The sequence below is a fragment of the Streptomyces sp. ISL-12 genome (genome assembly GCF_018614415.1).
Taxonomy (GTDB): Bacteria; Actinomycetota; Actinomycetes; order Streptomycetales; family Streptomycetaceae; genus Streptomyces.
Map to the genome: position 1 here is coordinate 35404 of NZ_JAGGOO010000060.1, position 23912 is coordinate 59315.

Annotated in this window: 22 protein-coding genes and 1 riboswitch; of the genes, 17 read left to right on the plus strand and 5 right to left on the minus strand. The window is 72.3% G+C overall.

Features of this window, described 5'->3' with window-relative positions; translation table 11 throughout:
• Positions 1-46: 46 nt before the first annotated feature.
• Together J7I94_RS16980 and J7I94_RS16985 are read right to left on the minus strand one after the other, a co-directional pair.
• The gene (locus tag J7I94_RS16980) at positions 47-757 is read right to left on the minus strand and encodes a response regulator transcription factor (protein WP_251075275.1); all 711 of its coding nucleotides are present in this window, start codon (positions 755-757) and stop codon (positions 47-49) included.
• Between the two features lie 2 nt (positions 758-759).
• Positions 760-1833, minus strand: coding sequence for a sensor histidine kinase (locus tag J7I94_RS16985; RefSeq protein WP_308114591.1), 1074 nt, complete (start codon positions 1831-1833; stop codon positions 760-762).
• 295 nt (positions 1834-2128) lie between these two features.
• On the opposite strand from J7I94_RS16985, the gene J7I94_RS38380 reads away from it, so the two are divergent.
• The 6 genes from J7I94_RS38380 to J7I94_RS17020 all read left to right on the plus strand — a co-directional run bounded on the left by J7I94_RS38380 (position 2129) and on the right by J7I94_RS17020 (position 7852).
• Entirely contained in the window at positions 2129-2458 is a 330-nt protein-coding gene (locus J7I94_RS38380; protein WP_308114587.1) for a TraR/DksA C4-type zinc finger protein, read from the plus strand.
• A 64-nt stretch (positions 2459-2522) separates the two neighbouring features.
• Positions 2523-2837: a TraR/DksA C4-type zinc finger protein gene (locus tag J7I94_RS17000; protein WP_215167959.1), complete on the plus strand. Its 315-nt coding sequence runs from the start codon at positions 2523-2525 to the stop codon at positions 2835-2837.
• Entirely contained in the window at positions 2834-3691 is an 858-nt protein-coding gene (locus J7I94_RS17005) for a rod shape-determining protein (RefSeq protein ID WP_215167960.1), read from the plus strand. The genes J7I94_RS17000 and J7I94_RS17005 overlap by 4 nt, the downstream gene beginning before the upstream one ends.
• Positions 3692-3907: 216 nt before the next feature.
• The gene (locus J7I94_RS17010) at positions 3908-5221 is read left to right on the plus strand and encodes an MFS transporter (protein WP_215167961.1); all 1314 of its coding nucleotides are present in this window, start codon (positions 3908-3910) and stop codon (positions 5219-5221) included.
• A gap of 59 nt (positions 5222-5280) precedes the next feature.
• Entirely contained in the window at positions 5281-6069 is a 789-nt protein-coding gene (locus J7I94_RS17015) for a carbon-nitrogen hydrolase family protein (RefSeq protein WP_215167962.1), read from the plus strand.
• An 85-nt stretch (positions 6070-6154) separates the two neighbouring features.
• Positions 6155-7852, plus strand: a complete 1698-nt coding sequence (locus J7I94_RS17020) for an NAD(P)/FAD-dependent oxidoreductase (RefSeq protein WP_215167963.1) — start codon at positions 6155-6157, stop codon at positions 7850-7852.
• 12 nt (positions 7853-7864) lie between these two features.
• Here J7I94_RS17020 and J7I94_RS17025 read toward each other — a convergent pair whose 3' ends face one another.
• A complete protein-coding gene (locus J7I94_RS17025) occupies positions 7865-8560 on the minus strand; it encodes a DUF5995 family protein (RefSeq protein ID WP_215167964.1) in 696 nt (231 codons plus the stop codon).
• 174 nt (positions 8561-8734) lie between these two features.
• Here J7I94_RS17025 and J7I94_RS17030 point away from each other — a divergent pair, with 174 nt between their 5' ends.
• From J7I94_RS17030 to J7I94_RS17060, 7 genes are all read left to right on the plus strand, one after another.
• Positions 8735-9886: a glycoside hydrolase family 6 protein gene (locus tag J7I94_RS17030; protein WP_215168008.1), complete on the plus strand. Its 1152-nt coding sequence runs from the start codon at positions 8735-8737 to the stop codon at positions 9884-9886.
• A 286-nt stretch (positions 9887-10172) separates the two neighbouring features.
• The gene (locus J7I94_RS17035) at positions 10173-11567 is read left to right on the plus strand and encodes a uracil-xanthine permease family protein (RefSeq protein WP_215167965.1); all 1395 of its coding nucleotides are present in this window, start codon (positions 10173-10175) and stop codon (positions 11565-11567) included.
• Between the two features lie 672 nt (positions 11568-12239).
• Complete coding sequence (locus J7I94_RS17040) at positions 12240-13847, plus strand: alpha/beta hydrolase (protein ID WP_215167966.1); 1608 nt, start codon at positions 12240-12242, stop codon at positions 13845-13847.
• A 471-nt stretch (positions 13848-14318) separates the two neighbouring features.
• Positions 14319-14507 carry a hypothetical protein gene (locus J7I94_RS17045; RefSeq protein WP_215167967.1) on the plus strand — a complete coding sequence of 63 codons (189 nt, stop codon included), beginning with the start codon at positions 14319-14321 and terminating at the stop codon, positions 14505-14507.
• The gene (locus J7I94_RS17050; RefSeq protein WP_215167968.1) at positions 14504-15430 is read left to right on the plus strand and encodes an MBL fold metallo-hydrolase; all 927 of its coding nucleotides are present in this window, start codon (positions 14504-14506) and stop codon (positions 15428-15430) included. Before J7I94_RS17045 ends, J7I94_RS17050 begins: the two co-directional genes overlap by 4 nt.
• A 157-nt stretch (positions 15431-15587) precedes the next feature.
• Positions 15588-16529 carry an AraC family transcriptional regulator gene (locus J7I94_RS17055; protein ID WP_215167969.1) on the plus strand — a complete coding sequence of 314 codons (942 nt, stop codon included), beginning with the start codon at positions 15588-15590 and terminating at the stop codon, positions 16527-16529.
• Positions 16530-17102: 573 nt separating this feature from the next.
• Complete coding sequence (locus J7I94_RS17060) at positions 17103-17567, plus strand: thioesterase family protein (protein ID WP_215167970.1); 465 nt, start codon at positions 17103-17105, stop codon at positions 17565-17567.
• Here the strand turns inward: J7I94_RS17060 and J7I94_RS17065 are convergent.
• A complete protein-coding gene (locus tag J7I94_RS17065) occupies positions 17527-18738 on the minus strand; it encodes an MFS transporter (RefSeq protein WP_215167971.1) in 1212 nt (403 codons plus the stop codon). The genes J7I94_RS17060 and J7I94_RS17065 overlap by 41 nt on opposite strands.
• 168 nt (positions 18739-18906) lie before the next feature.
• On the opposite strand from J7I94_RS17065, the gene J7I94_RS17070 reads away from it, so the two are divergent.
• Positions 18907-20169, plus strand: a complete 1263-nt coding sequence (locus tag J7I94_RS17070; RefSeq protein ID WP_215167972.1) for an ROK family transcriptional regulator — start codon at positions 18907-18909, stop codon at positions 20167-20169.
• A 192-nt stretch (positions 20170-20361) separates the two neighbouring features.
• Here the strand turns inward: J7I94_RS17070 and J7I94_RS17075 are convergent, their stop codons facing one another.
• Positions 20362-20784 carry a hypothetical protein gene (locus tag J7I94_RS17075; RefSeq protein ID WP_251075276.1) on the minus strand — a complete coding sequence of 141 codons (423 nt, stop codon included), beginning with the start codon at positions 20782-20784 and terminating at the stop codon, positions 20362-20364.
• Between the two features lie 252 nt (positions 20785-21036).
• Positions 21037-21167: riboswitch (FMN riboswitch) on the plus strand.
• A gap of 156 nt (positions 21168-21323) precedes the next feature.
• Between J7I94_RS17075 and J7I94_RS17080 the strand changes: the two genes are divergently transcribed.
• The 3 genes from J7I94_RS17080 to J7I94_RS17090 are packed head-to-tail and all read left to right on the plus strand — an operon-like array spanning position 21324 to position 23853.
• Positions 21324-21926 (plus strand): riboflavin synthase, encoded by a 603-nt coding sequence (locus tag J7I94_RS17080; RefSeq protein ID WP_215167973.1) that lies wholly within the window; start codon positions 21324-21326, stop codon positions 21924-21926.
• Positions 21923-22567 carry a nicotinamide mononucleotide transporter family protein gene (locus J7I94_RS17085; RefSeq protein WP_215167974.1) on the plus strand — a complete coding sequence of 215 codons (645 nt, stop codon included), beginning with the start codon at positions 21923-21925 and terminating at the stop codon, positions 22565-22567. The genes J7I94_RS17080 and J7I94_RS17085 overlap by 4 nt, the downstream gene beginning before the upstream one ends.
• Entirely contained in the window at positions 22564-23853 is a 1290-nt protein-coding gene (locus tag J7I94_RS17090; protein WP_215167975.1) for a bifunctional 3,4-dihydroxy-2-butanone-4-phosphate synthase/GTP cyclohydrolase II, read from the plus strand. Before J7I94_RS17085 ends, J7I94_RS17090 begins: the two co-directional genes overlap by 4 nt.
• The last annotated feature ends 59 nt before the right edge of the window (positions 23854-23912 follow it).

Below are 23912 nucleotides of genomic sequence, written 5' to 3' on the forward strand. Positions count from 1 at the left end.
CGCCGTCCCTTTCCGGGGTGGTCGGACACGGGATGCCGAGTGGGCGTCAGGGCTCGATGAGCCCGGCGCGGATGGCGTACCGGGTCAGCTCCAGGCGGTCGCGCAGGCCGAGCTTGTGCAGCAGGTTGGCCCGGTGGCGGTGCACCGTCTTGACGCTGATGAACAGGATCTCGGCGATGTCCTTCGAGGAGTGGCCCTCGGCGACCAGCTTGAGGACCTCCTCCTCGCGCGGGGTGAGGAGCTGGTCGGGGTTCTCCTCGCCGTGCCGGACCCGGTCCAGATAGTTGCGGATCAGGGCGGTGACCGCCCCCGGGTAGAGGAACGGCTCGTTGCGCATCGCGGCCCGGCAGGCGGCGACCAGATCGCGGTCGGCGACGGACTTCAGCACGTATCCGCAGGCACCGGCCTTCAGCGCCTGGAACAGGTACTGCTCGTTGTCGTGCATGGTGAGCATCAGGATGCGCAGGCCCGGCTTGAGCGCGGCCAGTTCCCGGGTGGCCTGAAGGCCTGTCAGCCGGGGCATGGCGATGTCCAGGACGGCCAGGTCGACCTCCGTGCCCCGGGCCGCCTCGACGGCCTCGGCGCCGTCCCCGGCCTCGGCGACGACCTGTAGGTCCGGCTCCCGTTCCAGGATCAGGCGTACGCCGCGGCGTACGAGGGCGTGGTCGTCGGCGAGCAGGATGCGGATCGGCGGCGCCGGGGCCGCGAACGGCGCCGGGACCGGGGTGGGTTCAGGGGGCTGGGCCGGATCGGACATGGTCAGGACTTCCTGGGGACGGGGGTGATGAGACGGATCCGGGTGCCGGAACCGGGGGTGGAGGTCAGGTTCAGGGTGGCCCCGGCGAGCAGGGCCCGTTCGCGCATGCCGCGGATGCCGGCGCCCTCGCGGGCGGCCTCGATGCCGCGCCCGTCGTCGGCGATCTCCAGCACCACCGCCTGGCCGGCGCGGCGCAGGCCGACCTCGACGCGCCGCGCGTCGGCGTGCCGGGCCGCGTTGGTCAGGCTCTCCTGCGCCACTCGGTACAGCACCAGCTCGGTCTCCTGGTCGAGGGCGGGCAGGTCGGTGTCGAAGCGGCGTGCCACGTACAGGCCGGTGTGGACGGCGAAGTCCTCCGTGAGCGAGGTCAGCGCGCTGACCAGCCCCAGGTCCTCCAGGACACCCGGGCGCAGGCGGCGTACCAGACGGCGGACCTCGTCCAGGCTGTCGCGGGTGATCTCCTGGGCCTGCCGCAGTTCCTCGCGCAGCGGCCCGTCGGCGTCGTCCGCGGCACGCCCCAGCACCAGCAGGATGGCGGTCATGCTCTGCCCGACCTCGTCGTGCAGTTCCTGGGCGATGCGGCGGCGTTCCGCCTCCTGGGCGAGCAGCACCCGCGCGCTGGAGGTGGCCCGTTCGTGCTCCAGGCGGTCGAGCATGGCGTTGAACGTGCGGATCAGCTCAGTCACCTCGCCTCCGCGACTGCCGCTTTCGCGACGATCACTGCCGCTTTCGCGACCAGTGCCGCTTTCGCGATCACTGCCGCCCTCCCGGCCATCGCCGGCCCCGCGACCACCACCGGGGCCCGCGCCCCCGCCCCCGCCGGGTACGGGCAGCCGCTGCCCGGGGCGGAGCAGATCCACCGTGGCCATCAGCCTCGTCAGCCGGCCCAGCGGGGCCAGTCCCCAGCGCAGCAGGGCGGCGTTGGCGACCAGCATGACGGCGAGACCGCCCACCAGGATGACCGCCTCGGTCAGCAGCACCGGCACCGAGACCGTCACCGGTGCCCACAGCAGCAGTGCCGTCGCGGTGCCCAGCACCAGGGCGTTGAGCCCGAAGATCCGCCAGAACAGCGACACCGGGAAGTACTCCTCGTTCCGTGCCGCCCCCAGGTGGGCGCCACAGCCTGCGATCACGATCGATACCGGCTCACTCTGCCTTGCTTCCTGCGCGCGGTCGATGGGTCTTGACCCCCATATCCGAGGCCTCGGGCACCCCTCCGCCGTCGCCACATGGTTACTGCGCTCCGGAGTGAATGGGGACCGCGCCCGATGGGTTTCCGCCGTGAGGACGAGCAGAGTCGAGGACGAGCAGAGCCGAAGGCGACCGGGCGGCGGCAGCCGTGCCCGGTGCCCCTTGGAAAGGACCCTTCCCGTGCCTCCCGATACCTCCCGGACCGACCCCCGCGCCGGACGGCTGACCGCCGACGACGCGCGCCGACGCCTCGAACACGCCCGCAGCAGCCGGGTGGCCCAGCTCCGGGCCCTCGACGAGGGCGGGCGCACCGCGGCGGACCACCTGCTCGCCACGCAGGCCGAGGCGATCGGCAAGGTCCTCAAGGAGATCGACGAGGCGTTCGCCCGTGTCGACGACGGTTCCTACGGCACCTGCCTGGGCTGCTCCAAGCCGGTCCCCGTGGAGCGTCTGGAGATCCTGCCCTACACCCGGTACTGCGTCGGCTGCCAGAGCCGTGCCACCGCGTGAACCCGGTCCGTCTTCCTCTCCCGCTCCCGCCTCGCTCGAAGGCAGGGAGGGACGAAGGGGTGAAGTGGTGAACCACCAGACCGTCGGCGACGGTGCCGTGCACCTGTCGCCGGAGGACCTCGCCGCGTTGCGGCGGAACCTGTGCGAACAACTGGACCTGGCCCGGCGCCCCGCGGCGCCGGGCCAGGCCCCCGTCCCGCTCTCCGCCTCCGCCCGCATGGTTCTCGCCGACGTCCGGGCGGCACTCCAGCGCATCGCCGAGGGCCGCTACGGCATCTGCCACCTGTGCCGGCGGCCCGTCGGCCGGGACCGCCTGATGGTCGTGGAGCAGGCCCGCTACTGCGCGCGGTGCCAGCACGTACGGGAGCCCGGGCGATGACCGTCGCACGCCGCCCCCGCACCGACCCCGGGGCCCGGCACCGGCCCTGGCCGCTGTGCCGGCGCTGCTGCGGCCTCGCCCTCGACCTGGGCAGCGTCCGTACCCGCGCCTGGATCTCCGGCCGCGGCGCGATCCTCGACGTGCCCACCGTCACCTTCCCCGGCGCCGGGGCCCACCACCCGGTCCAGCGCGGCGCGATCGTCGACGTCCCCGGGACGGCCCGCATGCTCGACCGGCTGCTCGGCCACCGGCTGCCCCGGCTCACCCGTCCCCTGGTGGTGGTCACCACGCCCGTGCTGGACGGCCCCGTCTACCGGGAACGCGCCCGCGCCGCCGTGCGGGTGCTGCGCCCGCGCGCGGTGCTGACCGTACCCTCCGCCCGTGCCGTCGCCCTGGCCGCGGAGGCCGACCTCACCCGCCCGTTGCTCGTGGTGGACATAGGCGCCCACCTCACCGAGGTCGTCCTCCTCTCCGACGGCGCCGTCTTCGACGCCCGCCGCACCGCCCTGGGCACCGTCGACCTGGCCGACGCCGACGCCGACACGGACACGGACACGGACGCTGCGGCGGAGATCGGCGAGGCCGTCGCGACCATGGTCGCCTCGATGCTCCGGCAGGACCGTACGTTCCTCACCGCCGACGCCCTGAGCCGCGGCGCCCTCCTGGCGGGCGGCGGCGCCCTGCGCCCCGACCTCACCCGCCGGCTCATCGACCGGCTGAGGGCACCCCTGCGGGTGGTTCCCGCGCCGCACACCGCGGCCGTCCGCGGCGCCGCCAGGATCCTGCGGGCCGCGCACGGCCACCCGTCGGCGGGCGGCACGCTGCCCCCGGGCTTCGGCCCGCTGCCCCGCTGAGCCCGTGGTCCGCCCCGCTGCCCCTGTGATCCCCAGCCCCAGCCCCGGCCCCGTCCCCGCGACCGCCACAGTCCCGGCCACGGGTGCCCGCGCCACGGGGCGGGCGACTACCCTCGTTGCCATGACCCGCCGACATTGACCCACCGGCCGCGCCTCCCGCGGACCGCCCAGGACGCCGTACCTCCGACGTCCGAAGCGGCTCCCCGGGAAGGCCTCATGACACCTTCACCCGCGCGCGTGCCCGCCCCCGGCGGTGTGCGGCGCCTCTCGACCGTCCTCTGCGCCTACGCGTTCTGCGACGACTTCGTCCTCCTCTACCCGGTGTACGCGCTGCTCTTCAGCGACGCCGGACTCTCCCTCGGGCAGATCTCCTCCCTCTTCGTCCTGTGGTCGGTCACCGGCGTGGCCCTGGAGGTGCCCTCCGGCGCCTGGGCGGACGCCGTCTCGCGGCGCCGGCTGCTGTGGCTCGGCCCGCTGCTCACGGCCGCCGGCTTCGCCCTGTGGGTGCTCGTGCCCTCGTACCCGGCCTTCGCGCTCGGCTTCGTGCTGTGGGGCGCCGGGGGAGCGCTCGGCTCCGGTGCCCTGGAGGCGCTGGCCCACGACGAACTGGAGCGGCTCGGCGCGGCCGACCGTTACGCCCGGGTCATGGGCCGGGTCCGCGCGGTGGGCCCGGCGGCCACCGCCGCCTCGATGGCCCTCGCCGGGCCGGTCTTCGCCTGGGGCGGGTACCAGGCCGTCGGCGCGGCAAGCGTCCTCGCCTGTCTGCTGGCGTCGGCCACGGCGGCCCGGCTCCCCGAACACCACGAACCGTCCGCCCGGGGCACGGGCGCGGGCTGGACGGCGTCCCTGCGCGCCGGGCTCGCCGGGGCCCGCGCCGACCGGTCCGTGCGCGGCGCGCTGCTGCTGGTCCCGGCCGTCACCGCGGTGTGGGGAGCGCTGGACGAGTACACGCCGCTGCTGGTCCGCGACACCGGCGTGGCCGAGGCGACCGTCCCCTGGCTGCTGCTGGTCGTCTGGTCCGGCGCCACGGCCGGCGGCCTGCTGGCGGGCGTCGGCGAACGCCGCCTCGGCACCACCGGGCTCGCCGCGCTGCTCACCGGCGCCGCCGGCGCGCTGGCCGTGGGCGCGTTGATTGGCGGCCCGGCCGGGATCGTCCTGATCGGCCTGGCCTTCGGCGGCTTCCAACTGGCCACCGTGATCGCCGACGCCCGCCTCCAGCGCCGTATCGACGCGACCGGTCGGGCGACCCTGACCTCGGTGGCGGGGCTCGGCACGGAGCTGGGCACCGTCGCGGTGTACGGCGCCTACGCGGCCACCGCGTCGGCGGCCGGCCACGGCGGCGCCTTCGCCTGGGCGGCGGTGCCGTACCTGCTGACGGCGGGGGTGCTGGCGGCCACGGTCCGGCGGAAGCGACAGCCGCCCCGGGAGGAGGGCGCGCAACGAATCGCCGTGAACCGGCCCTCCGACGCAACGAACCGCTCACCCGCGCGCAACGCCTGCTCCTTGTCCCGGCGGGAGCGGCGACCGTAGCGTCTTCCTGGCTCCCGCCTCCCCCTCCATCACCCCTCCGTCCCCGGTGAGGATCACCCATGCGCACCGCCCTGCTCCAGAGCTCCGGCCACCCCGGCTCCGTCGCCGAGAACCTCGAGGTCCTCGACGAGGCCGCGGGCCGGGCAGCCGCCGCGGGCGCCGGGCTGCTGGTGGCGCCGGAGCTGTTCCTGACCGGGTACGCCATCGGCGACGACGTGGCCCGGCTGGCCGAGCCCGCCGACGGCGACGCGGCCGACGCGATCGCCCAGACGGCCACCCGGCACGGCCTCGCCGTCGCCTACGGCTACCCCGAACGGGACGGCGACCGCGTCTTCAACTCCGCCCAGCTGATCTCCGCCGACGGCACCCGGCTCGCCGGCTACCGCAAGACGCACCTCTTCGGCCGCTACGAGCGCGACCACTTCACCCCCGGTGACCGGCCCGTCGTCCAGGCCGAGCTGGACGGTCTGACCGTCGGCCTGATGATCTGCTACGACGTCGAGTTCCCGGAGAACGTCCGCGCCCACGCCCTGGCCGGCACCGACCTGCTCCTGGTGCCGACCGCGCAGATGCACCCCTTCCAGTTCGTCGCCGAGTCCGTGGTCCCGGTGCGTGCCTTCGAGAACCAGATGTACGTCGCGTACGTCAACCGGGCCGGCGCGGAGGGCGAGTTCGACTTCGTCGGCCTGTCCGTCCTCGCCGGACCGGACGGCATCGCCCGCGCCCGCGCCGGCCGCGCCGAGGAACTGGTCCTCGCCGACGCGGACCCGGCCCTCCTCGCCGCCTCCCGCGCGGCCAACCCGTACCTGACCGACCGCCGCCCCGGCCTGTACGGCTCCCTCGCCTGACACCCCGGCACTTCCCGGCACTTTCTCCGCGTCTTCCCGACCTTCCCGGCACTTCCGGCATATCCGCGCAAGGAGTCCGCACCCCATGACGTCCACGGTGCCCAACGCCGTCGAGCACACCGACGGGCAGCAGCCGCCGATCACCATGTTCGGCCCGGACTTCCCGTACGCCTACGACGACTTCCTCGCCCACCCGGCCGGGCTCGGCCAGATACCCGCGACCGAGCACGGCACCGAGGTCGCCGTCATCGGCGGCGGACTGTCCGGCGTCATCACGGCGTACGAGCTGATGAAGATGGGCCTCAAGCCGGTCGTGTACGAGGCCGACCGGATCGGCGGGCGCCTGCGCACCGTCGGCTTCGACGGCTGCGACCCGGACCTGCGGGCCGAGATGGGCGCCATGCGCTTCCCGCCCTCCTCCACCGCCCTGCGGCACTACATCGACCTGGTGGGACTGGAGACCCGGCCCTTCCCCAACCCGCTCGCCGAGACCACGCCCTCCACCGTCGTCGACCTCAAGGGCGAGACCCACTACGCCGAGACCCTCGCCGACCTGCCCCAGGTCTACCGGGATGTCGCCGACGCCTGGGCCCGCTGCCTCGAAGAGGGCGCCGACTTCTCCGCCATGAACCGCGCCCTGCGCGAGCGGGACGTGCCGCGCATCCGGGAGATCTGGTCACGGCTGGTCGAGAAGCTCGACAACCAGACCTTCTACGGCTTCCTCTGCGACTCCGAGGCGTTCCGGTCCTTCCGGCACCGTGAGATCTTCGGCCAGGTCGGCTTCGGCACCGGCGGCTGGGACACCGACTTCCCCAACTCCATCCTGGAGATCCTCCGTGTCGTCTACACCGAGGCCGACGACCACCACCGCGGCATCGTCGGCGGCTCGCAGCAACTGCCGCTTCGGCTGTGGGAGCGCGCGCCGGAGAAGATCGTCCACTGGCCGCACGGCACCTCGCTGCGGTCCCTGCACGCCGACGGCTCGCCCCGCCCCGCCGTGACCCGCCTCGACCGCACCGCCGGCGACCGTGTCACCGTCACCGACGCCGCCGGCGACATCCGCACCTACCGGGCGGCCGTCTTCACCGCCCAGTCCTGGATGCTGCTGTCGAAGATCGCCTGCGACGACGCGCTCTTCCCCATCGACCACTGGACCGCCATCGAGCGCACCCACTACATGGAGTCCAGCAAGCTGTTCGTGCCCGTCGACCGGCCGTTCTGGCTCGACAAGGACGAGGAGACCGGCCGGGACGTCATGTCGATGACGCTCACCGACCGCATGACGCGCGGCACGTACCTCCTCGACGACGGCCCCGACAGGCCCGCCGTCATCTGTCTCTCGTACACCTGGTGCGACGACAGCCTGAAGTGGCTGCCGCTGTCCGCGCACGAGCGGATGGAGGTCATGCTGAAATCGCTCGGCGAGATCTACCCGAAGGTCGACATCAGGAAGCACGTCATCGGCAACCCGGTGACCGTCTCCTGGGAGAACGAGCCGTACTTCATGGGCGCCTTCAAGGCCAACCTGCCCGGCCACTACCGCTATCAGCGGCGCCTGTTCACGCACTTCATGCAGGACCGGCTCCCCGCGGACAAGCGGGGCGTCTTCCTCGCCGGCGACGACATCTCCTGGACGGCGGGCTGGGCCGAGGGCGCCGTCCAGACCGCGCTGAACGCGGTCTGGGGCGTCATGCGCCACTTCGGCGGGACGACCGACCCCGGCAACCCCGGGCCCGGTGACGTCTACGACGCCATCGCTCCCGTGGAACTCCCGGAGGACTGACTGACACGGAAGTCAGCCCGGCAGTGGTGTGAGCAGCATGCGGCCCGCGAAGCCGACCGCCTCGTCGAGCCGTTCGGTGATCTCCCCGACCAGGTCGGGCAGCCGGCGCATCGTCCACAGGGTGCGGGCGGCGACCCAGGCGGCGTCGCGGGCCCGCTCCAGGCACCAGGAGTTGAGCAGATGGGTCAGCGGGTCGGCGATCTGGAGGAGATCGGGACCCGGCATCAGATCTTCGCGGACGCGCTCCTCCAGCGACACGAGGATCTCGCCCACCCGGTCGAACTCATCCTCCAGGTCCCCGGGTTCGCAGTCGAGCGTACGACAGGTGTCCACGACGGCGAGCGCCAGGTCGTGCCCGATGTGCGCGTTGATGCCCGCGAGCGCGAACTGCGGCGGACGTACCTGGGGATGACGGCGGAACTGGAACAGGGGCCGCCAGCAGGCAGGCGGCCGGCGCCCGACCTCCACCGCGTCGACGGCGCCGAGGTAACGCTCGGCGAACCGTACGTCCAGCGTGCTCGCGGCCAGGGCGTCCGGGAACCGGCCGGTGTCGATGTCCCGGTCCACGGCTTCGGTTACGGTCAGATAGACCCGGTTGAAGACCGCCACCCCGTCCCGGGCTGGCAGCGTCGCGTCAAGAGCGCGCATCCGGGCGAGGACGGTGTCCATCGAGTCGATGGCCGTGGAGACGTGTCGACAGTGCGCCATGGGGGCAGAGTCGCAGCTTCAGGGGGACGGAAGGAACGGCGGGCCCGTCGCTTCCCCGGAACGGGGTAACGCGCCCGCCGCGTGGGGGAGGGGATCCGTATCGTGTCCGGCCTTCGTACCAGGCGGCTGGCCGCGCGCAGGGCCGCGCGCCGGCGTGCCGCCCGCCGTGGCCTCATGGTCGCCGTGGCCGCCGTCGTCACCGTGACCGGCACGGTCGCCGGGACGCTGTCCGCGCTGGAGGAGGACGACGCCGGCGGCGGCCGTGCGGACGAGGCCCGGCCGTCGGTGACCCGGTCGTTCCGGCCCGTCCACGAGCACGTCCCGCCGTCGCCCTCACCCTCCCCGCCGGTCTCGCGCTCCGCGCCCGCGTCGTCCGCGCCGCGGACGAGCCCGACACCCACGCCCACGCCCACGAAGACCACCGGGGAGCCGCGTACGGCCGCCCCGGCCGCCCGGCTCTACCGCCACCCCGACTCCCAGGTGCTCGACTGGGTGACCGCCCACCCCGACGACCCGCGGCACGCGGTCATCGCCGACCGGATCGCCGACCGGCCCGCCGCCGTCTGGTTCGCCGACTTCACGCCGGAGACCATCACCGGCCGGGTCCGCGCCGTCACCTCGGCCGGGGCGGCCCAGGGCCGGGTCCCGGTGCTCGTGCCGTACGCGATCCCCGACCGCGACTGCGGCGGTCACTCCGAGGGCGGGGCACCCGACCTCGCGGCCTACGACGACTGGATCGACCGCTTCGCCGCCGGGCTGGGCCCGCAGGAGGTCATCGTGATCCTGGAGCCCGACTCGGTCGCCCAGGCCGGCTGCCTGTCCGCCGCCGACCGCGCCGACCGCTTCGCCTCCCTCGCCCGCGCCGGCCGCGTCCTCAAGGAGGCCGGCCCCCGGACCCGGGTCTACTACGACGCCGGTCACTCCGGCTGGCACGCGCCCGGCAAGCAGGCCGGCTGGCTCAGGCAGGCGGGCGCCGCCTCGGCCGCCTCCTCCGACGGCGTCTTCAGCAACGTCTCCAACTTCCGCACCACCGCCGACGAGACCGCCTACGACCGCGCGGTGCTGGACGCCCTCGGCGGACCGGCGCACCTGGGCGCCGTCGTCGACACCAGCCGCAACGGCAACGGCGCCCCGGCCGACGGCGCCTGGTGCGACCCGGCCGGGCGCCGGATCGGCCGCGCCCCGACGCTGACCACCGGCGAGGACCGGATCGACGCCTACCTGTGGGTCAAGCTGCCGGGGGAGTCGGACGGCTGCAAGGGCAGCCCCGGCACGTTCAGCCCGTCCTACGCCTACGACTTGGCGCGCGGCGAGTCCTCCTCGTAGCCGTCGTCAGTCCTTGTCGTAGTCCTTGTCGTAGTCCTTGTCCTAGGTCGACGTGCCCTCGTCGAGCAGCGGCTCCTGCGTCTTGAGCAACCACGTTCACATCACTGAACCTGGGCGAGACCTGACCCGCGTACCATCTTCGAGGCGTGGACCAGGAGATCCTCTGAGGAGAGAGCCAGGTCACGCGGACAGTGACCCGAGCGCCCTCCGCCCTCGGGTCGATGTGAACGATTGACCGCTCATCTTGTACTTTTCCGTTCGGTAAGTACAGAACGGAGAGTAACGAATGTCCGGTTTCGGATGGAAGCTGCACGGAGACGGCAGGACCCTGGGACCAGGTGAGGTCGTCCGGCCGAACGAGCGGCTCACCTGGACCCGGACGATCGGGCTGGGCGCGCAACACGTCGTCTCGATGATCGGTGCGTGTTTCGTCGCCCCGGTACTCATGGGTCTCGACCCGAGCCTCGGCCTGATGGCCTCGGGTGTCGCGACCCTGTTGTTCCTCGTCCTGACGCGTGGGCGAGTCCCCAGCTACCTGGGCTCGTCGCTCTCCTTCGTCGGCGTCGCCGCCGTCATCGGCAGCCAGGGTGGCGGGCCGGCGGAGCTCACCGGCGCCTTGTTCGTCGTGGGGCTCGCCCTGGCCGTGGTCGGTCTCGTGGTCCAGCGCCTGGGCGCCAAGGTCATCCACGCGGTGCTGCCGCCGGCGGTGACGGGCGCCGTCGTCATGCTGATCGGCTTCAACCTGGCCCCGGTGGCCGCCTCCAGCTACTGGCCGCAGGACCAGTGGACGGCGCTCGCCACCATGCTCTTCACGGGCCTCGCCCTGGTCGTCCTGCGCGGCTTCTGGTCCCGGATCGCCATCTTCCTCGGCCTGGTCTTCGGCTACCTGCTCTCCTGGATCCTCGACCTCTCCCTGGGCAAGATCCACTCCATCGACGGCAGCGGCAAGGTCGTGGACCACTGGCGCCTGGACCTGACCTCGGTCAAGGAGGCCGCCTGGGTCGGTTTCCCCGACACGCACGCGCCCTCGTTCAGCGCGTCGGCGATCGTCGTGGCCCTCCCGGTGCTGATCGCCCTGGTCGCCGAGAACGCGGGTCACGTCAAGGCGGTCGGCGAGATGACCGGCGACCCCCTCGACGACAAGCTCGGCACCGCCATCGCGGCGGACGGCGCGGCCACCATGGTCTCCACGGTCGCCGGTGGCCCCGCCACCACCACGTACGCCGAGAACATCGGCGTCATGGCCGCCACTCGCGTGTACTCGACCGCCGCCTACATGTGCGCCGCGATCGTCGCCCTGTTCTTCGGCCTGTGTCCGAAGTTCGGCGCGTTCGTGGCCGCGATCCCGGGTGGAGTGCTGGGCGGCATCACCGTCATCCTCTACGGCATGATCGGCCTGCTCGGCGCTCAGATCTGGGTGCGCAACAAGGTCGACTTCAGCCAGCCGCTCAACCTGATCCCGGCCGCCGCCGGCGTCATCGTCGGTATCGGCGGCGTGACGCTGGAGATCACCGACAACTTCGAACTCAACGGCATCGCGCTCGGCACCCTCGTGGTGCTGACCGGCTACCACGCGCTGCGCTGGCTCTCGAAGGCCGCGGGCACCTCGCAGGGCGGGCTCCTGGACGCCGGGACGACCAGCTACGACGACGCGGATCAGGGAAGCGGGAAGACCAGCTGACGGAACGGGCGCATCGGGCGCGAGCGGGGCTGTTCAGCCGCTGTTCGCGCCCGTTGTCGTCTCTGCGGGCGGGGCGTCGGGTGCGCGTCCCAGGCCGAGAGCACCTGGAGCAACGCTCGTCACCGCCGCCGCCGTGCGGCGCTCTCGATCGGAAACGGAACCGCATCACCTGCGTTTGCCGAGACCCTTCTGGAACTGCTCACCACGGAGAACAGCGGTCCGACCGCTCTGTACGTCACCCTCAAGGCACAGATGACGGATCCGCTACGGCCGAGCCGAGTGCCGGTCACCACTCATACCGGACCTGAGGGGGGATCGGCCGCTTCGCCGAACATGTACGCCCCTCTGCCGCCCCCGCGTCCCCCGGGCGCGAGCGCGAGCGCCTCGAGCTTCTCACCCCCGCGAGCACGAGGTCCTCCTCTTCACCTGACGGCCCGGTGATGCCGTGCGGCGCGGCAAGCCGGCAGCAGCAGCAGCTCGTTCCCGCCCGCAGCTCATCCGATACGCCCCACGGCGGCCCCCCGGTTCTCAGGATCGGCCCAGGGTCCCCCGAGCGAGCTACCCGCCTGTCCTCTCTGGGGTGACGCGCGCCTCCGGTGGTCTCTTGTTGACTCGACTCGTCAACACAACGGCCGGGCAAGGCCGACCACCCCAGTAGCCAAGGACAACACCATGACCACAACACACAGTTCCGCGCGGCACGGTTCCCCCAGAGGCCGCCGAATCGCCGCAGCTCTGCTGGTTTCCACGCTGGCGGGAACCGCACTGGTCGCGTGTGGTGCCGACGCCGAGGGCTTACGGCCGGCCAAGGTCTCCGGCAAGAGCGTCGGCGAGACCGCGGGCGACGCCGGGATCACCTGGGGCGAGTGCCCGGCCCTGGCCGAGGGAAAGACCCGTGACCCCCACCTGGCCTGTGGAACGTTGGAGGTGCCACTCGACTACCAGAACCCGGCCGGCATGAAGATCGACGTGGCGGTCTCCCGACTGTCCACCGCACAGCCCGGGAAGCGACGTGGAGTTCTGCTGCTGAACCCCGGCGGGCCGGCCCTGGGCGGTCTCGACATGCCCGGAACCATGGCGTCCACTCTGCCGAAGTCCGTGCTGGACCGCTACGACCTGATCGGTTTCGACCCGCGCGGCGTCGAACACAGCACCCCGCAGAGTTGCGGCCTGCAGGACCCCAGCGTGGCCGGGCTCTTCCCCTACCCTGCCGCGGACGGCTCGATCACCAAGAACGTGGCCCTCGCCAAAGCCGCCGCCAAGCAGTGCGCCGACACGGTGGGCAAGAACCTGCGGTACTACAACACCGCCAACACCGCCCGCGACATGGACCGCATCCGCCAGGCGCTCGGTGAGAAGAAGATCTCCTACTGGGGCCAGTCCTACGGCACCTACCTCGGCGCCGTCTACCGCTCCCTCTTCCAGGACCGCACCGACCGGATGATCCTGGAAGGCAACGTCGACCCCACCAAGGTATGGGCCGACCAGGTGGCGGACACCTGGGGCAAGGGCATGGCCGACCGGTTCCCCGATGCCGCCCGCGTCGCCGCTGCCCAGGCAAGCACCCTCGAGCTGGGCACGAACGTCGCGCAGGTGACCCGCACCTACCTCACCCTCGCCGACCGGCTCGACCGCACGCCCGCAGCGATTCCCGGCTCATCGGTGTCGCTGGACGGGGCGCTGCTGCGGAACATGACCTACGCCCTGCTTCTGGACAACAACACCCTTCCTGTACTCGCCAAGTTCTGGAAGGCCGCCGACAACCTGACCCACGGCAGCACCACGGCCGCCGACACCGCGGTTCTCGAGCAGGTGTTCGCCGACACGCCGACGTCCCCGGGCATCCCCGCGGACAACCAGGCCACCATGTTCATGGCTCTCACCTGCGGCGACGCCGAATGGCCGCACGACGTCGACGGCTATGCCGCCCGCACCGCCGCCGACCGCGAGAAGTGGCCGCTCACCGCGGGCATGCCCGCCAACATCTGGGCATGCGCCTACTGGGACAAGCCGGTTGAGGCGACCGTCGAGGTGGTGAAGGGCGGCCCGCGCAACACCCTGATCCTGCAGAACCGCCGGGACAATGCCACCCCGTGGGAAGGCGGCGTCGGGCTGCACAGGTCCCTCGGCGCCGGCTCTGCCTTCGTCGGCGTCGACAACGGCGGGCACTACGTCTACGGCGAGGGCTCCGCCTGCGCCGACAAGGCCACCGTCGGCTTCCTGGCCACCGGCCACCTGCCGCACAAGGACGTCTACTGCACCGACGTCACCCAGAAGTGACCCGCCGGGACGCGGTGCCTCCCTGTCCGGCCCGCTGTCCGGTTGGCGTCGCGTCGATGGGGCCGTGCCCGTCGGGACAAGGCGGCACAGGTGCGTGACGCCGTCGGCGAGCAGACGGGCAAGGACGCCAGGGCGGCGTCGTTCAGGTGGAGTTTCCGGGGTGACAGGGTGACAGGGTGTCAGGACCGGGGTTGTGTCGCGGAGTGCTCGCCGGAGGCTGACACGAAGGCAGGCACGACCCCCGGTGCACGAGGTGTCGAGTCCCGATCACCCCGACGGAAGACCGTGCCTGCCCGCTCATCCTCCGCTCATCCTCCGCTCATCCCGGCTCATCCCGGCTCATCCCGGCTCCTCCGGACCCAACCCGCCGACGCCGCTCCGGCCGCCCCCGATGCCCCCCCAGCCCGCAGACCTGCCTGGCCCAGGTGCCCGGCCCTCGCCGGACTCTTCCACGACCAGCACCGCGTCCTCGTGGCGCAGGTGCTCGACGACGAAGCCCTCAAGGCCGTCGCGGACCGCGCCGACGTGGGCGCGAACGCCTGTGCCCGACGACAGGGCGGCACCTGCCCCAACCGCAGATGTGTGAGACGCTCAGTTATTTTCATGAGCAGTTTGGGCATTGAGGCGATCTTTGCGGCCTTCTTAAGGTTTGGCGTATGACGAACAACGACAAGCGTGTGCAAACCATCATGTTGGGCGATGTCGAGATCATCCGGGTGGTCGAGTGGCATGAACCGTTCCTGCCCGCTTCCGTGTTCCTGCCCGAGGTCGGCGCCGGCACATGGGCCGAGAACAAGGACTGGCTGGCACCGGACCACTTCGAGCCGGACAGCGGCAGGACGGTGGTCGCACTGCAGTCATGGGTTCTGCGCAGCGACGGGCGAACCATACTGATCGACACCGGGGCGGGCAGTGATCGCGAGCGACCGGGTATGGCGCCGTACTTCCACCGGCGCCCGAGCGATTTCCTCGACGTGCTGGCGAGCGCCGGTGTACGCCCGGGGGATGTCGATGTCGTCGTCAATACTCACCTTCACGTCGATCACGTGGGCTGGAACACCACCGACGAGGGCGGACAGTGGGTGCCTACCTTCCCCAACGCCCAATACCTCATTCCGGGCGCCGACGACGCCTACTACGGTCCGGACAACGCGCGGAGGCAGGAGCTGGCGGAAGTCGATCGCATGATCTACGACGACAGTGTCGCGCCCGTCCATCAAGCCGGACAGGCCCTGCTGTGGGACGGCCTGCATCGCATCGACGCACATCTCACTGTGGAGTCCGCGCCCGGCCACACTCCCGGCGCGTCCGTGGTGCGACTCGCCTCCGGTGGCGACCGGGCGGTCTTCGCCGGAGACACTCTGCACAGCCCGGTGCAGATCCTCGCCCCCTGCTGCAACAGCGGCTCATGCCTCGACCCGGCGCAGGCGGTGGCCAGTCGCCGCAGGATTCTCGAACGGGCCGCCGACGAACGGGAGCTGCTCATCCCCGCGCACTTCGGCGGCGCGGGAGCCCTTGAGGTCCGTCGAGAGGGTGGCGGGTTCACCCTCGGCCCATGGGCCGCGTTCGACCAGACGAGGTAGAGCGTCCATGAGGGTTCGTGCAACAGTCGACGGGCCGTCGTAGCGCCCGCCGACCGGGGATGCCTCGGGCCTTGTGCCCTTCGGGACCGGCCAACCGGCCCTGACCGGGGCCCTGGCGGTCGCGCGGTGCCGCGCCCACGCCACCTATCCTCTCCGGGTGGATGTGGTGAGCGACGCGATCTCCGCTGTGCGTCTCGGGCACCCCTCGTTCCGCCGGGTGGGGATGCGGGGCAGTTGGTGCGTACGGCTGGACCCGTACCACGGCGCGGGTGTGGGCGTCGTCATGAAGGGCAGCTGCTGGCTGCTGCCCGACGACGGCCCCCCGGTACACCTCGGCGTGGGTGACGCGGTGATGCTGCCCCACGGTACGGGCTACCTGATCACCGACTCTCCCGTCGACCCGCTGGCCGCGACGCGGAAGGCAGTCCCGCTGGAGCAGTGGCTCGCGGAGACGGATTGGCCGGTCCGACCCGACGACGAAACGGAGTTGCTCTGCGGAAGCTACCGCCTGGACGGCAGCCGCCGGCACCCGCTCATGGAGGAACTGCCGCAGGTCATCCACCTTGTCAATCGAATGGGCAGCCACCTCGAACTACGCGCCGCGATCGACCTCCTGGCCGGCGAGCTGGATCAGACACGGCCCGGCTCCAGCGTCGCCCTCCCAGGCCTGCTCGATCTGCTCTTCGTCTATATGATCCGCTCCTGGATGGCCGAGGACACCAACGGAGCATGGGCCCGGGCGCTGAGCGACCCGGTGACAGCCACCGCCCTGCGAGCGTTGCACTCGGAGCCCGCCGCGCCGTGGACCAATGAAAGCCTGGCGGCGACAGCGCGAGTCTCCCGCCCCACCCTGGCACGCCGGTTCAGCACGCTGGTCGGCCAGCCTCCGATGGCCTACCTCACCTGGTGGCGTCTGACTCTCGCCGCCACCCTCCTCCGGGACACCTCAGCAACCCTGTCGACCATCGCGGACCGCGTCGGTTACGGCACTCCGTACGCACTGTCGCACGCCTTCGAGAGGCAATTCGGTACCACGCCGGGACGGTACCGGACGACGACAGCGAATCGCTCGCCGACCGCCGACGGCAGTGCCGGCTGATCGCGCCTCCTGGTGAGCGGGAACGCCGCGCAGTCCACAGGCGGCCGCCCTCGTCACGATCGGCGTCTCCACAACGGGAGCTGTCGACGACGAGGGGACGATCAGGCCCGTGGCCTTCGCGTCCGCTGCCGGCGTCTCGCTCGACGCGTTCGCCGTGCGCCTGATCCTCGTTCCGGCCGTGATACTGCTGCTCGGTGGAGCCGCCCGGTTGTTCGCCTCCCCGGCCGCTGGACCGCTTCACGCCCTACCTCGGCCCTCGGCCTGGAAGGCTCCGTCCTCACCGGACCCGGCCGGCCGCGGGCGCACCCGACGCCCTGAGACCGAGCTGTTCCACGGTCCTGGCGCGTGGGTCCACGCCGGAAGCTCCTGCAGATCGTCAAGCGACTGTCAGGGGTTGTCGCTGTGAGACGCCGAGCTCCATGTGGCGTCGCCTGCTTCGTTCCGTGCGGCTTGTCCCGGCCATTGCCGGGGTTGACGGGCGTGCGCCGGCCCGGTGAGCGCCTGCTTAGGATGAGCGGAGCCGCTGGTGGTTGACGGCGGCAATCATCTCGTACGTCCCCAGGAGCACCACCCATGACAGCCGAAGCCCCGGCCGCGCCCATACCCGCCCTCTCGTACGGCCGGCTGGTCCCCGTCACCGTCCACTTCGACGACCTGGACGCCCTCGGCCTGCTGCACAACGCCCGCTACCCGGTGCTGGTCGAGCGGGCCTGGGGCGAGCTGTGGGAGGAGCACGGCTACCGGTACGCGGGCGACTGGGCGGCGGCCGGCGACGCCTGCAACGCGGTGAAGGAACTGCGGATCACCTACGAGGCGCCGGTCACCCGGCCCGGCGGGTACGCCGTCCACCTGTGGCTGGAGCGGCTGGGCCGGACCGGGCTGACGTACGGCTTCCGGTTCTGCTCGGCGGACGGGGCCACCACCTACGCCCACGGCACCCGGGTCCTGGTCCGGCTGGACGCGGCGACGATGCGGCCGGCGCCGTGGAGCGAGGAGTTCAGGGCCGTCGGCCGGGAACTGCTGCGTCCGGCGGACTGACCTGCACCGGGGTGCGGTCCCCGGCGCGCAGCACGCCCGCGAACGCCACCAGGCCGCAGGCCAGCACGGTCACCAGCCCGAACGACACCACCAGGCTGGTGGCCTCGGCCAGCCCGCCGATCGCGCTGGGCGCGATCAGCCCGGAGGTGTACGTGATGGTGGCGACGCCCGCGATGGCGAGGGACGGGTTGCTGCCGCTGCGGCCCGCCGCCGCGAAGCAGAGCGGGATGACCACGGCGATGCCCAGGCCCAGCAGCGCGAAGCCGGTCATCGCCACCGCCGGGTGGCCGCCGATGACCACCAGCAGACCGCCGAGCGCGGCCAGTACGCCGCTCACCCGGACCGAGCGCACCGCGCCGAACCGGTCCACGATCCGGTCACCGGCGAACCGGGACAGGGCCATGGTCAGCGTGAACCCGGTGGTGCACGCCGCCGCGAGCCCCGCCGAGGTGTCCAGCTGGTCCCGCAGGTAGACCGCCGACCAGTCCAGGCTCGCGCCCTCCGCGAAGACCGCGCAGAACCCGACCGCGCCGATCAGCACCGCCGACCTGGGCGGCAGCGCGAACCTCGGCGGGGCCTCCTCGTCCTCGGCGGGCTGGAGATCCAGTACCCAGGAGCACATGACCAGACCGAGCACCGTCAGGACGGCGGCGGCCAGCAGGTGGTGCAGCCGGGCGTCCGCGCCGAGGTGGGCGGCGAGTGTGCCGCCCGCCGAACCGATCAGGGCGCCCGCGCTCCACATGCCGTGCAGCCCCGACATGATCGACTTGTCGAGACGGTTCTCGACCTCGACGCCGAGCGCGTTCATCGCGACGTCGGACATGCCGGAGGTGGCCCCGTAGACGAACAGGGCGAGGCAGAGGGTGGCGAGGTTCGGGGCCAGCGAGGGCAGGACCAGGGACAGCGTCCACAGGGCCAGCAGGCCGCGCAGGGCGGTGCGGGCGCCGAAGCGGTGACTGATCCGGCCGGCCAGTGGCATGGCGAGGGAGGCGCCGAGCGCGGGGAAGGCCAGGGCCAGTCCCAGCTGGCCCGCGCTCACCCCGGCGTGGTCCTGGATCCAGGGCACCCGGGTCGCGAACGAGCCGGTGACGGAGCCGTGCACCGCGAAGACGGCCGCCACGGCGTAGCGGGCGCGCCGTACCTCACGCAGTTGGTAGACCACCGCACTCATTCTCGGGCCCCTCCCTCGTCTCCGCTCCCCGCACCCGGTGTGCGGCGGCGAGCGTGCGCGGCCGTGCCACCGGCCGACCGCGGGGCGTAAACTATCAGGAAGGTTGCCTTATAGATAGTGGGTATCCTCCGCGGGCCGCCCCGCCCGTCCATCTGGAAGGATCCCGGCATGCCCGCCACTCCGAGCACCGCCCGGGCCATCAACGACCGGCTCGCCCTCAGCCTGTTCCAGCGGGAGGGCCCGTTGACGGCCGCGCAGCTCAAGCAGTTCACCGGCCTGTCCCGGCCGTCCGTGGCCGACCTCGTCGAACGGCTGACCGCCGCCGGTCTGATCGAGGTGGTCGGCGAGGCGGGGGAGCAGCGCCGGGGCCCCAACGCCAAGCTGTACGGGATCGTCGCCGGGCTGGCCCACCTGGCCGCCCTCGACGTGCGCACCGAGGGCGTCTCGGTGCTCGTGTCCGATCTGGTCGGCGGCGTGCTGGCCGAGGCGTCCGGGCCGATCCGCGACGACGCCGGGACCGGACCGGCGGTGGAACAGGCGGTCGCGCTGGTGGAGCAGGCCGCCAAGGAGGCCGGGGCGGACCGGCTGCACACGGTGGGCATCGGCGCCCCCGGCCTGATCGACCCGGCCAGTGGCGACCTGCGCGACTCCGGCGGCCTGCCCGCCTGGCACCGCCGCCTGATGGCCGCCGTGCAGGAGCGGTTCCCGGAGTCCCGGGTCAGCGTCGAGAACGAGACCAACCTCGCCGCCCTGGCCGAACAGCGCGACGGCGCCGCCCGGGACCGGGACACGTTCGTGCTGCTCTGGCTGGACCTCGGCATCGGCGCCGCGCTCGTCCTGGACGGGGCGCTGCGGCGGGGCGCCTCCGGGGGCGCCGGCGAGGTCGGTTTCCTGCCGGTGCCGGGCACGACCGGCCTGCCGTCGGCCACCGACTGCGACGGCGGCTTCCACTCCCTGGCCTCGGCGTCGGCGATCGTCGCCCTCGCGGTGGAGCACGGGCTGACGGTGCCGGACGGCGGCCGGGCGGCGCCAGCCGACCCGACGCACGCCTCCGCCCCGGTCCGCGCCGCGACGCACCTCCCTGCCCTGCTCCGTGCCGCGACGCACGCCCCCGCCCTGGTCCGTGCCGCGGCGCGCGGCACGGACCCGGCCGCCGGGCGCTTCCTCGACGCCCTCGCCGACCGTGTCGCCCTCGGCGTCGCCGCCGTGGTCTCCGTCCTCGACCCAGGCTGCGTGGTACTGGCCGGGGAGGTCGGCCGCGCGGGCGGCGACGCGCTGGCCGGCCGCGTCCAACGCCGCCTGGCCCGGATGTCCCCGCTGCGCACGGAGGTACGGGCCGGCCTGCTGGGCGGCGAGGCCGTACTGCGCGGGGCGCTGCTGACGGCCCGCGACCGCGCGCAGGACGAACTGTTCGCACCGCCGGGGAGCTGAACCGGCCCGCATCACCGGACAGCCGGCCCGCATCACCGGAAAGCCGGCCCGCATCACCGAACAGTCGGCCCGCATCACCGGAAAGCCGCCCCGCACCACTGGACAGTCGGCCCGCATCACCGAACAGTCCGCCCGCATCACCGGAAGCCGGCCCGCACCACCGAACAGCCCGCCCCGCACCAGGCCGGACCGTCAGCCGGCCTCCGCGCTCCCTCGCGACGCCGCCAGCCACAGCAGTACCGCCGGCAGTACCACCGCCGTGCCCAGCAGCGCCATGAAACCCGCGCCGCTCGCCGCCGACAGGGGCGACAGATGCCCGGCGTGGAAGACCAGGTGCGGCACCGAGGAGGCCAGGTAGGCGACCAGCGCCGTCAGCACCAGCCGCCGCTCCATCGTCGCCACCGCCGCGCACAGCACCACGGCGAGCGCGAGACCGGCCCCGCCGAAGTCCCGCAGCAGATGCTCGTTGTAGGGCGGCAGATGCGACACCCAGGGCCACTTCCAGAACAGCTCCGGCAGCAGCAGCACCCACAGGCCGAGCACCAGTTGGGTGCCGGCGAGCACCCCGAGCCCCGCCCGCACCAGCCCGTCACGTCCGACCGTCGTCCACCGCACGGCGGTAAGCCTTCCCCGCCGTCGGCCGCGTTCACCACGGACAGGGGTGGCCCGGCGGCGGGCAAGGGCCGTCGTCACCGCCGCCGGACCGGTCACAAGGGGGAGGTCGCGCAGACACTAGAGAGGACTAGACCAAAGCGTCAATAGGTACGGTCCTGTCGCCGGCGAGAAGGCAGGGAGATGTGAGTCACCCCACAGCCCCCGCCCGTCTGGGTGACGATCAGACGTGGCACACTGGCTCTGTACCAGAAGCAGCGCACTCCGGGGTCGGTGAAAGTCCGAACCGGCGGTTACAGTCCGCGACCCGGTCGCCTCCAGCGACCGGTTGACCAGGTGAAATTCCTGGACCGACGGTTAAAGTCCGGATGGGAGGCAGTGCGCGGCGGACGAGCATTGTGCGCGTCGCCGGCTGTTTCGGGCCCGTCCCCGAGGGACAGGTCCGACCGACGAGCGCCGTACCGGTGCCGTCGTCCGTACGTCCTGTCGGCTGTCGACAGATGCCCCGGAGTCCGTGCCCAAGAGGCAGGAGGACCCGGGAAGTGTTCACCGGAATCGTCGAAGAGCTGGGCGAGATCACCGCCGTCGAGACCCTCGGCGACGCCTGTCGCTTCCGACTGCGCGGCCCCGTCGTCACCGAGGGCGCGCGGCACGGGGACTCCATCGCCGTCAACGGCGTCTGCCTCACGGTCGTCGACCACGAGGGCGACGAGTTCACCGCCGACGTGATGGCCGAGACCCTGAACCGCTCCAGCCTCGGCGCCCTCGCCGTCGGCTCCCGCGTCAACCTGGAGCGCCCCACCGCCGTCGGCGCCCGCCTCGGCGGCCACATCGTGCAGGGCCACGTCGACGGCACCGGCGAGATCATCGAGCGCAAGCCCTCCGAGCACTGGGAGATCGTCAAGATCTCCCTCCCCGCCCAGCTCGCCCGCTACGTCGTCGAGAAGGGCTCCATCACCGTCGACGGCATCAGCCTCACCGTCGTCGAGGCCGGCCCCGACTTCTTCACCGTCAGCCTCATCCCGACCACCCTCGCCCTGACCACGCTCGGCGTGAAGCAGCCCGGCGACCCGGTCAACCTCGAAGTGGACGTCATCGCCAAGTACGTCGAGCGGCTGCTCGCCGGCCAGGGGGAGACCAAGTGAACTGGCTCAACTCCGAGGCGTTCGTCCTGTTCGACCAGCACATCAAGTGGTCGGACATGATCGGCAACGTGATCGGTCTGCTCGGCCTCGCGCTCGGCTGGCGGCGCTCCCTGTGGACCTGGCCGGTGCAGTTCCTCTCCGGCCTCATCCTCTTCGCCGCCTTCGCCACCGCCCACCTCTCCGGCAGCGCCGGCAAGCAGATCGTCGTCATGGTGGTCGCCGCGTACGGCTACTGGCAGTGGAACCGGGGCCGGCGGCAGGCCCAGGACGGCACCGTCGCCGTCCGCTTCGCGACCTGGCGCGAGCGCGCCGCGCTGCTCGGCGCCGCCGCCGTCGGCACCCTCGCCGTCGGCGGCCTGTTCACCGCCTACCCGAGCCTGTCCTGGGACCCCTGGCCGGACGCCTACGTCTTCGTCGGCACCATCGTCGCCATGTACGCCCAGGCGCGCGGCATGGTCGAGTTCTGGTTCGCCTGGCTCCTGGTCGACCTGGTCGGCGTCCCGCTGAACTTCGCCAACGGCTTCGCCTTCTCCGGCTTCGTCTACGTCATCTACGGCGCGCTCGTCCTGTGGGGCCTGCGCGACTGGTGGCTGCGCTCCCGCAGGGGTCCGCGGCCCGTCATGGAAGGAGCGCCCGCATGAGCGCGGCACCTATCCTCTACAGCGCCGACGGTCCCGAGGACCTGATCCTCGACCCCGTCGAGCAGGCCGTCGCCGACATCGCCGCCGGCCGCCCGGTCGTGGTCGTCGACGACGCCGACCGGGAGAACGAGGGCGACCTCGTCATCGCCGCCGAGAAGGCGACCGAGGAGGTCCTCGCCTTCATGATGAGCGAGTGCCGCGGCCTGATCTGCGCCCCCATGGAGGGCGACGAACTGGACCGGCTCCGCCTCCCGCAGATGGTCGAGGACAACACCGAGTCGATGAAGACCGCCTTCACGGTCTCCGTGGACGCGACCGCCGCCCACGGAGTCACCACCGGCATCTCCGCCGCCGACCGCGCCACCACGCTCCGCCTGCTGGCGAGCGGCACCGCCGAACCCACCGACCTGGTCCGCCCCGGCCACGTCTTCCCGCTGCGCGCCCGCCCCGGCGGCGTCCTGGTCCGCGACGGCCACACCGAGGCCGCCGTCGACCTCGCCCGCCTCGCGGGCCTGCGCCCGGCCGGTGCCATCGTCGAGATCGCCGGCGAGGACGGCCGGATGCTCAGGCTGCCCGAGCTGATCCCGTTCGCCCGCAAGCACGGCCTGACGATCATCTCCATCGAGGACCTGATCGCCTACCGCCGCAGCGCCGAGCCCACCGTCCGCCGCGAGGCCGAGGTCCACCTGCCCACCGCCCACGGCACCTTCACCGCGTACGGCTACCGCTCCACCGTCGACGGCGTCGAGCACGTCGCCCTGGTCCACGGCGACCTCGGCGACGGCGCCGACGTCCTCGTCCGCGTCCACTCCGAGTGCCTGACCGGCGACGTCTTCGGCTCCCAGCGCTGCGACTGCGGCCCCCAGCTGGACGCCTCGCTGGCCCGCATCCAGGCCGAAGGCCGGGGCGTGGTCGTCTACCTGCGCGGCCACGAGGGCCGCGGCATCGGCCTGATGTCCAAACTGCGCGCCTACGAGCTCCAGGAGCGCGGCCGGGACACCCTGGACGCCAACCTGGAACTCGGCCTGCCCGCCGACGCCCGGGACTACGGCGCCGGCGCCCAGATACTCAAGGACCTCGGCGTGCGCGGCGTCCGCCTGCTGACCAACAACCCCGACAAGAGCGACGCGCTGGCCCGGCACGGCCTCACCGTCACCGGCCGCGAACCGATGCCCGTCCAGGCGGGCGAGCACAACCTCCGCTACCTGCGCACCAAGCGGGACCGGATGGGACACGACCTGCCCTGGCTGGACGCCACCACGGTGTCCACCTGCGGCAACCAGTAAGCACGACGAAGCACAGCAACAAAGCACAGCAACAAAGCACAGCGACAAAGCACAGCGAC

Coding starts and splice junctions, on each gene's coding strand:
- J7I94_RS17035 (WP_215167965.1), top strand. CDS start 10,173: ATGTCCGGTTTCGGATGGAAGCTGCACGGAGACGGCAGGACCCTGGGA.
- J7I94_RS17060 (WP_215167970.1), top strand. CDS start 17,103: ATGACAGCCGAAGCCCCGGCCGCGCCCATACCCGCCCTCTCGTACGGC.
- J7I94_RS17090 (WP_215167975.1), top strand. CDS start 22,564: ATGAGCGCGGCACCTATCCTCTACAGCGCCGACGGTCCCGAGGACCTG.
- J7I94_RS16980 (WP_251075275.1), bottom strand. CDS start 757: ATGTCCGATCCGGCCCAGCCCCCTGAACCCACCCCGGTCCCGGCGCCG.
- J7I94_RS17005 (WP_215167960.1), top strand. CDS start 2,834: ATGACCGTCGCACGCCGCCCCCGCACCGACCCCGGGGCCCGGCACCGG.
- J7I94_RS17065 (WP_215167971.1), bottom strand. CDS start 18,738: ATGAGTGCGGTGGTCTACCAACTGCGTGAGGTACGGCGCGCCCGCTAC.
- J7I94_RS17050 (WP_215167968.1), top strand. CDS start 14,504: ATGACGAACAACGACAAGCGTGTGCAAACCATCATGTTGGGCGATGTC.
- J7I94_RS17040 (WP_215167966.1), top strand. CDS start 12,240: ATGACCACAACACACAGTTCCGCGCGGCACGGTTCCCCCAGAGGCCGC.
- J7I94_RS17030 (WP_215168008.1), top strand. CDS start 8,735: ATGGTCGCCGTGGCCGCCGTCGTCACCGTGACCGGCACGGTCGCCGGG.
- J7I94_RS17015 (WP_215167962.1), top strand. CDS start 5,281: ATGCGCACCGCCCTGCTCCAGAGCTCCGGCCACCCCGGCTCCGTCGCC.
- J7I94_RS17070 (WP_215167972.1), top strand. CDS start 18,907: ATGCCCGCCACTCCGAGCACCGCCCGGGCCATCAACGACCGGCTCGCC.
- J7I94_RS17010 (WP_215167961.1), top strand. CDS start 3,908: ATGACACCTTCACCCGCGCGCGTGCCCGCCCCCGGCGGTGTGCGGCGC.
- J7I94_RS17025 (WP_215167964.1), bottom strand. CDS start 8,560: ATGGCGCACTGTCGACACGTCTCCACGGCCATCGACTCGATGGACACC.
- J7I94_RS17020 (WP_215167963.1), top strand. CDS start 6,155: ATGACGTCCACGGTGCCCAACGCCGTCGAGCACACCGACGGGCAGCAG.